Source organism: Nocardia sp. NBC_01009 (assembly GCF_045208035.1).
Lineage (GTDB): Bacteria > Actinomycetota > Actinomycetes > Mycobacteriales > Mycobacteriaceae > Nocardia.
On sequence record NZ_CP108695.1, the window covers coordinates 6110912 to 6122925 of the forward strand.

Annotated in this window: 1 protein-coding gene; it reads right to left on the bottom strand. The window is 67.7% G+C overall.

Translation table 11 applies throughout. The features are described from left to right. Positions 1-95: 95 nt before the first annotated feature. On the bottom strand, positions 96-11996 hold the full coding sequence (locus OHA42_RS27430) for an SDR family NAD(P)-dependent oxidoreductase (protein ID WP_406230693.1): 11901 nt from the start codon (positions 11994-11996) through the stop codon (positions 96-98). Positions 11997-12014 lie beyond the last annotated feature (18 nt).

Here is a 12014-nt window from a genome sequence, read left to right on the forward strand (position 1 = left end):
CATCAGCCCCGTACCTCCAGCCGCAACTCCCCCTCGTCGGGGACCGACGTGTGGACTGCTCGAGACAGGTGGACTCGGGACGGCGTAGTGCCCACTCATCGCGCCGCCTCGACGGTCGATTCGGCCGCCTTCGGCGTCGGGATGTAGCCGACCTCCGCGCAGTGGGCCAGATAGACCTGGACCAGCCGCTCGGTCGTCGGACAGTCGATGCCCGCCGCGCCGAGCACCCGCCGGGTGTACGCGCCATCGGCGTAGGAGCTCTCCTCGTAGTGGATGAAGCCGAAGAGCTCGATGCCGTACTTGAACATCTCCAGGGTCTGGCTGTCGTAGACCTCGACGGTGCCACGGCGATAGATCTGACGTTCGGTGGCCCGGCGATGGAATTCCTCGAGCGGCACGAGATCTACGTCGTACCCGGCCCGTTGGACGTAGCGCACGACGTCGTAGTAGCGCCGGATGTCCGGGTTGGTCAGGTGGTAGGTTTCGCGATAGGTCGGTCTGCGCAACCCGATGTGCACGATGGCCGCGCTGACATAGTCGACCGGGGTGATGTCCCAGTGCACCGGCGTCAGCATCGTCTCGCCGGTCTCGATCATCGTCTTGAGGATGTCGTAGTAGGCACCCTTGACGCTCACCTCGGAGAACGGGTATCGCCCGGTGACGCTGTCGCCCATGATGTTTCCCGGACGCACGATGTCCCACAACAGGCCACGCTCGCTGGCCGCCCTGATGAGTTTCTCGGACTCGTATTTCGTCTGCTGGTACGGCAGATGGTCGTAGCCCTGGCCCAATTCGAGGTCGCGCTCGGTGAACGGCGGGTTGTTGAAGTTGAGCCGGTCACCCAACGCACTGAAGCTGGAGATGTACACGAGGTACTTACCACGCGACTGCAGCGCGAAATCAACAGCGCGCCTTGTGCCTTCGACGTTGATCGGTGCGAGCGCGTCGTAGAAGGTGACAAGCGTGGTGCGGCCCGCGGCGTGGATGGTCAGGTCGACCTCTTGCGCGATGCGGCGCCAGGTCACCTCGTCCAGACCGAATCTGTCGTTCGATACATCACCGAGCACTGGTGTGACCCTGGCCGCGAAGGTGTCGTCGAGGGCGCCGTCCGGGTCGTAGGTGGCAAGGAAGTGCTTGATCCGTTTCTCGGCCGCGGCCAATGAGGTGCCACGCACCAGGCAGGTCACCCGAACGTCGGTGTGCACCAGCAGATCGTGCAGCACCTTGCCGCCGAGCACACCGGTGACGCCGGTGATGAAGACCGACTCCACGGCGATCGGTGCATCCACGGTGACGACGGTGATGTCGTCCTGTGCATCGGCCGCGCGTGCGGCAGCCGTGCTCTGCGGAGCGCCGATCGGTGGCGTCGAGGAAACGATGATCCCTTCGGCAACAAGGTAGTCGGCCAGTGACCTGATCGTCGGATACAGCTCGATCGACTCCGCCGGAATCTTGACCTCGTGCAGCTTCATGAGCCGGTTGAGCATCCGCACCGTGGCCACGGAGTCGAAGCCGAAGTCGACGAAATCCGCGTCCAGCTCGAGTTCTGCCGGATCCGTTTTGGTGAGATCGGCGAAGATATCGCGGATCTGCTCCTGCAGTAGGGCGCCCAGCTCTTCGTCGGGTTCCGCAGGCGCTGCGGGTTCCGGGTCTGCCGCAATCGGGAAGGCGACCATCGCAACGCCGTTGCCATCCTCGGTATCGATGTTCGCCTCGCCCGACTCCGGGATACGTTGCGCGGCAGCACCATTGGGTCGGTGGCCGTTACGCGGGCCGGAGTCGGTCAGCTCGGGGCTCTGCGCAACAACCGTCTTCGCCACCAGTTGCGGCGTCCCGGTGGGCTCGGTGCGGCGACGGTAGTCCTCGGGCACGATCCAATGCCTGCGCCGCGCGAAAGGGTAGGTGGGCAGGCTGACGATGCGGCCGAAGGGGCGCTCGTAGACCCGTTCCCACTCCACTGTCCACCCGGCGGTCCACAATTCGGCCGCTCGCGGCAGGTTGCCGGAACGCAGCAGGCCACGCAGCTCGGTGCGGTCCGCCTCGGATTCACCGGGCAACTCGTCGAGCTCACGATGGGTGCGGGCCACGCCTCGGAAGACCAGCAGCCCCGCCGCGGGCACCCGCGCGGCGGGATCGGCCGCACTCTCCAGCAGCTCGACCAGTTCTGCCGTCGAGGTGGCCACCACGGCGAGCCGATGCTCGAACGGCGCACGCCCGACGGCCAGTGTCCAGGCCACATCAGCGAGTGGCAGCGGGTTCTCCCGCAGCCGACGAGTCAATCGTCCGACTGCATCGGTCAGGCGATCGGCATCGCGCGCCGACAGCACCACAAGCCGCGGCCGGTCATCCGGCTCGAATGGTGGGAGCTGGTCGGCGTCGGTGAGAATCACATGGGCATTGGCCCCACCCGCACCGAACGAGCTGACCGAGGTAATCCGCGGTGCGCCGTCATCCGGCCGCGGCCATGCGGTAGGTGTGTCGATGATGCGGAACGGGGTCGCGGCGAAATCGATCGCCGGGTTGGACGGGTTGCTGTGCAGGTTCGGCGCCATCGTGTGGTGCCGCAGTTGCAGCAGCGCCTTCACCACGCCCGCGGCGCCCGCGGCCGCCTCCAAGTGCCCGACACTCGATTTCGCCGAGCCGATGCCGCAGTAGCCTTGCTCGGTCGTAGACCGGCGGTAGGCCCTCGTCAGCGCCGCGATCTCGATCGGATCGCCGAGTGCGGTACCGGTGCCGTGCGCCTCGACGTAGCCGATGTCGCGGGCATCCACCCCGGCCGTGGTCAGTGCGCGGCCGATGAGTTCGGCCTGGGCAGTCGGATTCGGCACCGTGAACCCATTGGTGCGGCCGCCGTGGTTGACGGCGCTGCCGCGGATCACGCCGTAGACCCGGTCCCCATCGGCGCGGGCATGTCGTAATGGCTTGAGCACCAGGGTGACCACGCCCTCGCCCGGCACGTAGCCGTCACCGCCTGCGCCGAACGAGCGGCAGCGGCCATCTGTGGAGGCCCACCGTCCGTAGCCGAGCAACAGGTACTTCCCCGGGTGAATCGACACATTCACACCACCTGCGAGGGCATACGCGGATTCACCGCGGCGCAGACTCTCGCACGCGAGGTGCAGGGCGGTCAGCGAGGCGGAACACGCCGTGTCCACCGCCATGCTCGGGCCGCTGAAACCGAGGTGATACGAAACCCGGTTGGGGATGGCGAAATAGCCGGAGATCGGCACACCGACGAAGGCTTGGTACTCGGCATACCCGACACCGGCGAAGACGCCGGCGTCGACCAGTCCGCGTGCCCGCGCTCCGGCCCGCACTCGATCCGGCGAGTAGCCGGCGTCTTCCAATGCAGCCCAGGATGTTTCGAGGAACAGCCGCTGCTGCGGGTCCATCTCCTCGGCTTCTTTGGGGGTGATACCGAAGAATCGTGCGTCGAACTTGTCGACATCATCGATGAAGCCACCCCAGCGCGCATAGGTGGTGCCGGGCTCGTCGGGGTCTTCGGAATGGAAAGCACGATGATCCCAGCGGTCCGGCGGCACCTCGATGATGCAGTCGCGGCCGGAAACCAGGTTGGCCCAGAATTCTTCGATGTCCTGCGCCATCGGGAATCTGCCCGCCATACCGATGACGGCGATTTCGTCGTCCACGTCGGGTGCGGGGCTGGTGGCCACTGCATCGACAGTGGCTGTGGTGGCGGAGGCCATGCCGGTCCCGTAGCCAGCCGGCTCGGATGACGGAGTAGCGACTTGCACCGAGATGCGGGCGGAGTCCGCCGATGTGGTCACCGCGGTGGCGCAGGCCGGTGCGTCGGGCGCTACCGGCCGCGCGGCCGCGGTGTGCAGCGTCACCAACCGTTCCGGGTGCTCCTCGGTGAGATAGCCCGCCAGCTCCCGGACGGTCTGGTACTCGAAGAACAGGGTGCTCGGCAGTGCACCGAAGTCCGACTCGAGCCGATCGTTCATCCTGCTGATGAGTACCGAATCGATCCCGTAGTCCTGCAACGGAATACGTGTACGAATCCGGTCCGCATCCAGTCGGCAATACACGGCGAGCAGACCCTTGAGATACTCCTCCGCGCTCCGCTGGAGGGGAGCATCGTCGGTGGACACCCCGGGCCGAGGCGCCGGTTCCGCAGTGGGTGCCGGTGTATCGACACGCGTCGGTCGAATCGCCGGTTCCGCAACTGTTGGCGCCGCGGTGGTGATCTCGGGTGCGGCGCCGTCGTCGGGCACCCAGCACCGTTCCCGCTCGAACTGGTATCCCGGTAGGTGTACCCGCTGTGCGAATTCCGCTGACCAGCCTGCGAATTCGACTCGTTCTCCCGCGACCCATCGCCGCGCGGCCGCGCTCGGATCAGCGACTACCGTCGCGGATTGCTCCGCAATGATGGTGTCGGGGATCAGACCGGTGAAAACACGCGCCGGAGTGTCGCCTTCGATAAAGTCCGCCAGGCGGGCCGCGAGGCCGTCGACGGACTCCGCGACGATGGCGAGGCGGTACTCGAAGGCCGCTCGGCCGAAGGCGAGGGTACGCGCGATATCCGGGAGCGTGACCTCAGGGTGCGCGGCCAGATGCCTGCGCAGCGCCCGCGCCGCGCGACCGAGGCTGTCCGCCGAGCGAGCCGAGAGCACCACCACTTGTGCTCCGTCGCTGCCGGTGTCCCGAGAGGGTGCCCGAACCGGCGGGTGGCCGTCTACGACGAGATGGGCGTTGGTGCCGCTGAATCCGAAGGAGCTGACGGCGGCGCGCCGCGGCCTGTCCGGCCACGCGCGCAGGTCGGTGTTGACGAAGAACGGCGAATTCGCCAGATCCAGTAGCGGGTTCACCGAATCGACGTGCAAGGAGGGTGGAATCTGCCCGGCGCGCATGGCCAGCAGCACCTTGAACAGGCTCGCCATCCCCGCCGCGTGCGACGCGTGCCCGATGTTCGACTTCACCGAGCCGACCGGGATGGTGCCTACCGTGTCGGTGTAGTGGCGGAATGCCGAGGTGAGTGCCGCCATCTCGATCGGGTCGCCCAACCGTGTTCCGGTGCCGTGCGTTTCGATGTAGCCGATGCTCGACGGGTCGATTCCGTTGGCGCGATAGACATCGAGTTCCAGCTCGGTCTGGGAGCGGGTACTCGGTGCGGTGATGCCGTTGGTGCGACCGTCGTGGTTCACTCCGATGCCACGAATCACCCCCTGGATCGGGTCGCCGTCGCGTTCGGCAGCGGCCAGTGGCTTCAATACCACCACCCCGACGCCTTCTGCGATAACGAACCCGTCGGCGGAAGCGTCGAAGCTCGCGCAGCGGCCGTGTGGCGACAGCATCCCCATCGATGCGGCCAACAGGTGGTACTCGGGCGTCACGAAGATCGCCACCCCACCCGCCAACGCAAGCTCGGATTCACCGGTGGCGAGGCTGCGGCAGGCCTGATGCACCGCGACCAACGCCGACGAGCAGGCGGTGTCGAGCCCGAGACACGGTCCGGTGAGATCGAGGTGGTAGGCCACCCTGGCGGGCAGGATGGCCGGGCTGTTGCCGGTGAACATATGATGCGAACCGAACCCGGCGCGGCTGCGCAGCAGGGTCGCGTAATCGGATCCAGGCGACCCAGCAAATACGCCACATCGGCTGCGCCGCAAAGACTTCGGATCGATCGCGGCGTCTTCCAGCGCCAGCCAGCTGTGTTCGAGGAACAACCGCTGCTGCGGGTCCATATAGTCGGCCTCGGCGGGCACCAGATCGAAGAACATCGGATCGAAGCGGTCGACGTCGTCGAGGAATCCGCCCCATTTCGAGTAAGTCTTGCCAGGCGTCACCGGTCCCGGCCGGAAATAGTCGGTGATCGGCCAGCGCGACGGCGGAACCTCGGTCACCGCATCCCGTCCGGCGGCAAGATTTCGCCAGAATTCTTCGAGGTTCGCGGCGCCGGGGAACCGCCCCGACATTCCGATGACAGCGATATCCATCGACTGCGGAGCCGTCCTTCTCGCAGGGATCGACGGTGCGATGACGGAGTGGGCGGATGCCGGCGTACCGGGTGTTGTGGCGACCGGTGCGGCGGTGTCGGGCGCCGAGGCTGCGGCCGCTGACGCCGCGTCGGGGGGTGCCGCGGCGGCCTTCGCGCCGTCGTCGGCGATCCGTCGGGTCAGTTGCCGCACCGACGGGTGATCGAAGACCGCTGTCGGCCGCAGTGACAATCGGTAGCGGGCATTGACCCGGTCGATGATCTTGACCGCGAGAATCGAGTCGACGCCGTACTCGGACAGCGGTAGCTCCGGGTGCACGTCGGCGCCCGACACCCCGAGCCCCTCGGCCACCATGCCGGTGATCTCGGCTTCGAGGCTCGAAATATCCACCGAGTTCACAGGATCAGCCGACGCGGGCGGCGGCGCGATGCCATCCGCATCCTGAGATGGGAGGGCGGCCGCGAGCGCGGGCACGGCGTCGCTCACCCCCGCCAGCAGGCGGAAGCTCGGCTCTGTGTCGGCGAATAACCCGGGACCCCAAGCCCGCACGCCGGTGAAGCCTGCGTTCGTCAGCGCGACGCGCCACTGGTCCTCCGAAAGCAATGGCGAGTGCGCGATCCGCAGTTCGGGATCCCGATACCCGTGCCAGCCTTCGAGCAATCCGAATGTCAGCGCGAGTACCTCGAGATCGGCGGTCGCCTCGGTGAACGCCAGCACACCCGCGGGCGCGAGCAGACGGCGGACATGATGCAGGGCTGGTCCGATCGCCCGCACCGCGTGTAAGACGTTGGCGCACACCACGAGGTCGGCACCCTCGACGGGAAACCCCTGCCGCACCGGATCGACTTCGATATCGAGCACGCCGAAACGCATTCCGGCCTGGCCGGCGAAGGTACGCCGGCCGTGTGCGACAAAGCTCTGCGCGACGTCGGTGTAGTGGTATTCGAACGGCACTCCGGAAGCCACCAGCGCGGCTACCACGGCGTGTGTCGAGCCGCCGGTGCCCGCGCCGACTTCCACCACTCGCAGCGGCAGCGCATCGCCTGTCCGCTCCTGGTTGTCGGCCCGTTCCCGCGCGACCGCCGCCACCAGATCTGCGAGCAGACCGTTGGCGAAGTCATAGGCCGCGTTCCCTCGGTAGATCGCGCCGACCAGCTCGAGTTCGCCGCGCGGGAACAGCACCTCGGTCGCCGCCAACTCGCCGCGCAGCACCTGTGGGTAGGCGGTCAAGCAGGTGTCGAGCAGCGTCACATACGCTTCGGTCTCGGGGAATCGGGCGAGCAGATCCGCGCGCATCCAAGTCGTTCCCGGCGGTGGCCCGGTGACCACGATCCCGGCACCCGCGCTCCGTACCAATCCGTGCCGGAGCAGGATGTCGAGGCAACTGGCGAGCAGTCGCTCGAAGCGGGCCAGCACACCGAGGCGCCCACGCATCGATTCGACCGACCACTGCCCTGCCGCAAGTCCGAGGTCGGTCAGCACGCCGAACAGGCGTATCGCCGCGTAGCGCGCCAGCTCCGCTTGTCCGGGCTCGCCGATCCCGCCCTGGCGCGGGCTGGACTCGAATCCAGCCACGGCCGTGTCGAATCCGGACTTCGGCGGCGCGATGATCCAGTAGTCCCGTTGATCGAAGGGGTATCCCGGCAGCGGTATCCGTCGGGCTGGTTCGGTCCAGTCGACGGGGGTTCCTGCGACCCACTGCCGTGCCGTCTGCTCGAGGGACGTCGCCGGCGCGAGTTCTGCCGACCGCGCACCGGCGCCCAGTGTTCCGGTCACCACAGGGCTCGCCTGGTCGCAGAGGTACTGCTCGAGCGCGATTGCCACCGCATCGGGGCCGGTCGCGACGACCGCAAGTCGATGCGCGAGCGCGGGCCTTCCGACCTGCAGCGTGCGCACCGCATCGGCGAAATCGCCCGGATCCAGTGCGCGGAAATGCCGCGCCATCGTCTCGGCGTAGCGTCGGAGCCGGTCGGGCGACCGTGCCGAGAGGACGAAAACCTCCGGTTCGCCGGTCGCCGCGGGCCGCGTCCGCTGGTCGATGAACTCCGCGAGCACCACATGGGCGTTCGCACCGCCCGCACCGAAGGCGCTGAGCCCCGCGCTGCGCGGCCGCGCAGCGCCCTCGACGATGGCGCGCGGCCAGTCTTCGAGCTGCTGTGGCAGATGGAACGGCACCGTGTCGAACGCGATCGCCGGATTCACCTGTGCGGCATGCAAGGTCGGCGCGATGCGGCCGTGCCGGAACTGCAGCAGCACCTTGGTGAGGCCCGCTATACCCGCGGCCGCCTCCAGATGCCCGATATTCGATTTCGCGGAGCCGAGTGCACGCTGTCGCCCCTCGCCGATGGACCGCCCGAATGCCACTGCCAGGCCGGCGATTTCGATCGGATCACCGAGTGCGGTTCCGGTACCGTGCGCCTCGATGTAGTCGATCGTCCCCGATTCGACTCCGGCCGCGCGTAGCGCCTCGGTGATCACCTCGGCCTGCGCGCCGGGATGGGGCACGCTGTATCCGGCGGTCTGCCCTCCGTGATTCACCGCGCTGCCCAGCACCAGGCCGTGGATGGTGTCGCCGTCGGCGAGGGCGGTAGGCAGCGGTTTGAGATAGACCGCACCTACCCCCTCGCCTGGCACGTACCCGTCGGCCCCCGCACCGAACGGCCTGCACCTGCCGGTGTCCGACATCATGCCCAAACTGCTCAGCAGTAGAAACTTGTCCTGGTGCAGCAGCAGGTTCACGCCACCGACGATCGCCGCGTCGCACTCGCCCTCCAGCAGACTGCGCCGCGCAAGATGCAACGCGGTCAGCGATGCCGAACACGCCGTGTCCACGGTGAGGCTCGGCCCGCGCAGGCCGAGGGTGTACGACGTCCGGTTGGCGATGGACGACGGAATCGATGCCACCGCAACGGGATCGCCGGTGCGTGTGGCCTCCACTCCGAGTAGCCGGTAGTCGCTCCAGGTCGCGCCGACGAATACGCCGATCCGCCGATCCCGGACGGCCGGATCCTCGTGGTGGTAGCCGGCGTGTTCGAGCGCCGCATACGCCTGCTGGAGGAACAACCGCTCCTGTGGATCCATGAGTGGGGCGTGCGCGGGCGGGATACGGAAAAACTGCGGGTCGAAACCGGCCACGCCCCGCAGGAACCCACCCGTCATCGGTGGGGAGCCTGCCGAGCGATCGGCGGTGGAGAGCCACCACCGTTGGGCCGGGACGGGTCCGACCGCGTCGTGTCCGTCGCGCAGGTTGTGCCAGAACTCGTCGAGGGTGTCGGCATCCGGATATCGACCGCTGACACCGACAATGGCGAGGGCGGTGTCGCTCTCGAAGCGGCTACGCTGCTGTGCGGGTTCGGGTTCGGCGGGGTGCGCGGAGGGAATCTCGGGTGGTGTAGCCGCAGGGGAGGTCGGCCCCTGGCGTAGTCGTGCACGCACGGCTTCCGCGTCGCCCCAGACACAGGCCACTTGGGCACGATCGGCCGACGCGGACGACATCAGCAGATCCAGCCCGATGTCGGTGGGCAGCAAGCCGATTCCCGCCCGCCCCAACGCCTCGATCTGCTCGGTGGGCGGACGCATCCCGCCCTCGGCCCACAGCGGCCAATTGATGCTGATCACCCGGGGTGATCCCGCGGTGTTGTCGTGCAGTTCGGCGAAGGCATCGAGATACCGGTTCGCCGCCGCGTAATCCGCTTGTCCCGGATTGCCCAAGACCGCGGAGACCGACGAGAACAGCACCATCAGGCGCGCCTCCGGGACCGCCCTGATCAGCCACTCGGCACCGCGGAGTTTCGGGGCGAGAACCGATCTCGCTGCATCACCGGTCGTGCTGGCGAGCAGACCGTCGCGTAGCTCTCCGGCGCCGTGGTACAGCGCATCGACTCGCCCGAAGGTGGCGCGTGCGATAGTCGCGACTCGTTCGACGTCGGCGGCGACAGCGATATCGGCCCGCACATGAACGGCTTCGCCGCCGAGGCCGGTGATCTCGGCGAGCAGCCTTGCCCCCGACTCGTCGAGCGGACTGCGCGACACCAGTAGCAGCCGGGCCCGGTACTCGCGCGCGAGCTTGCGGGCAAGTTGCTGACCGATGCCGCCGAAGCCGCCGGTCACGATCGCCACCAGGTGCTGTTCGAGCAGCGGGGCGGCCGTTCTCGCTGCGGCAAGGGAGATTTCCTGTGGTGTGCGGACCTCGCGGCGGCCCGCGCGATAGCGGATCTCGGTGGCCGCGTCGTGGTCGTCGATGGCAAGTTCGGCAGTGATCGCGGCCTCGAGATCGGCGGCGGTGTCACACAGCACGGCCCGGACGATCGGCCGCGGCAGCTCGAGCCGCACGGTGCGCGCGAAGCCACCGATCAGCGCGCTGCTGAGCTTTCCCGGTGTGGACGCTGTGGATAGGACCAGTATCCGTCGCACGGGCGCGTCCGGAGTATCCGCCACGGCCCGCACCAACTCGCGTAACGGGAGGTACACCTGCTCCGCGATCCGGTGCGGGTCGGCCTCGGAGCCCGTGTGGCGCTCACTCCACAGGTACACCGCCGCGTCGAAGGTTCGGCGGCGGGTGGACAACTCGGTGAGCAGTAACCGTAGATGCCGCGGGTCGGCCGGATCGACAACGAATTCGGAGGAACCTGAGACAAATTCACCACCGGGCCGAACGCGGACGACCGGAGCCCGCCCCTGGTGCCGATACGGCTGATCCGCGGTGTCGAAGACGAGCAGGCTGTCGGGCTCCCGTCGCCGATACGGCGTATCCGCCGGCTGCCAATCGAATCCGAAGGTGACCAAACCGTCTCGGCGCAGTGCGACCGGCGCTGCCGCCACCGGCGCCGTCGCGGCCGCACGGTACCGCGCGCCGACCGTGTCGGCCAGATACCCGGCAAGCGCATCGATGGTCTGGTACTCGAACAGCAAGGTCGGATACAGCGGTTCGCCGACCCGGGCCTCCAACTCTGCGGTCAAACGCAGTAGTCGGCTCGAATCGAGGCCGAGCTCATAGAAGCCCACGTCGGTCGCGATACCGGTGGAGTCGACGGCCATCTCGGAGGCGACAAGCACCACCAGGTCCGCGGTGATCACCGCGAGCGGATCTCGCGTATCCGCCTGCTGGCTCGGCGCGAACCCGGTCTCGGCCGGTGCTGGTCCGCTCGGACCGGTCGAAGCTGCCGCCGCCGGCGGTGCCACGTAGGACTCGGTCAGTAGTCGATGGATATCCGCCCTGCCTCGAACGCGTTTGGAGGTCAGCAGGTAGTCCGCGACCGGCCGGCCCGCCTCGTCGTATAGCCGCACTTCGGCTCGCAATAGATCCTGTGCGTGGCTGGGGCCGCGAAGCCGGGCACGCACCAACACCCGCTCCGGCGTCGGGCGCCACGCCCGAACCTCGCTGAAGTGGATCGGAATGAACGCGCTGTCGTCGTCGATGCCCAGTCGATGCGGATCGACGAACGGCACGATCGTCGACGCATCCAAGAACGTCGGATGCAGCAGGAACCCGGGCAGGTGCGCCGCCCCTTCGGCGCCCAGCGTCAGCTCCGCGGTCACCACATCCTCATGACGACCGAAAATGCCTGCGGCACGCATGAAATCGCGATGCTCGATGCCGCGGCTACCGCTCTGTTGATACATCTCGTCCAGGCCACGGGCCGCGACCAGCGCCGCCCGGACTGCACCCGGGTCCATGGCTTCCGGATCCGCGGCTGAATCAGACCGTGCGACTACACATTCCGCAACCAACTCGATCGGCCGGGTCGGTCCGCCCGAGTCGAACCGCTGCACATCGATCCGAACGCGACCGCTGCTCGCCTCCACCCGGAATGCGATGCGGACCGCGCCGCCGGAATCCAACGCGACCGGCCGGTGAAAGAACGCCTCCCGGATCACCAGGTCCGCCGGCGCGTAGCCGGCCGCCATCGCGGCACGCAGAATCAGGTCGAGATACACCACACCGGGCAGGATCCGCACCCCGTGCACCCGATGGTCCCGCACCACCGGATCGTCCGCGAGAACAGTGGTGGCAAAGCTGTCCAGCTCGATCCCACTCATGCCCGCGCCTCGCTGACG

Excerpts from the sequence above, each read along its gene's own strand:
- OHA42_RS27430 (WP_406230693.1), bottom strand. The coding sequence starts at position 11,996 with ATGAGTGGGATCGAGCTGGACAGCTTTGCCACCACTGTTCTCGCGGAC.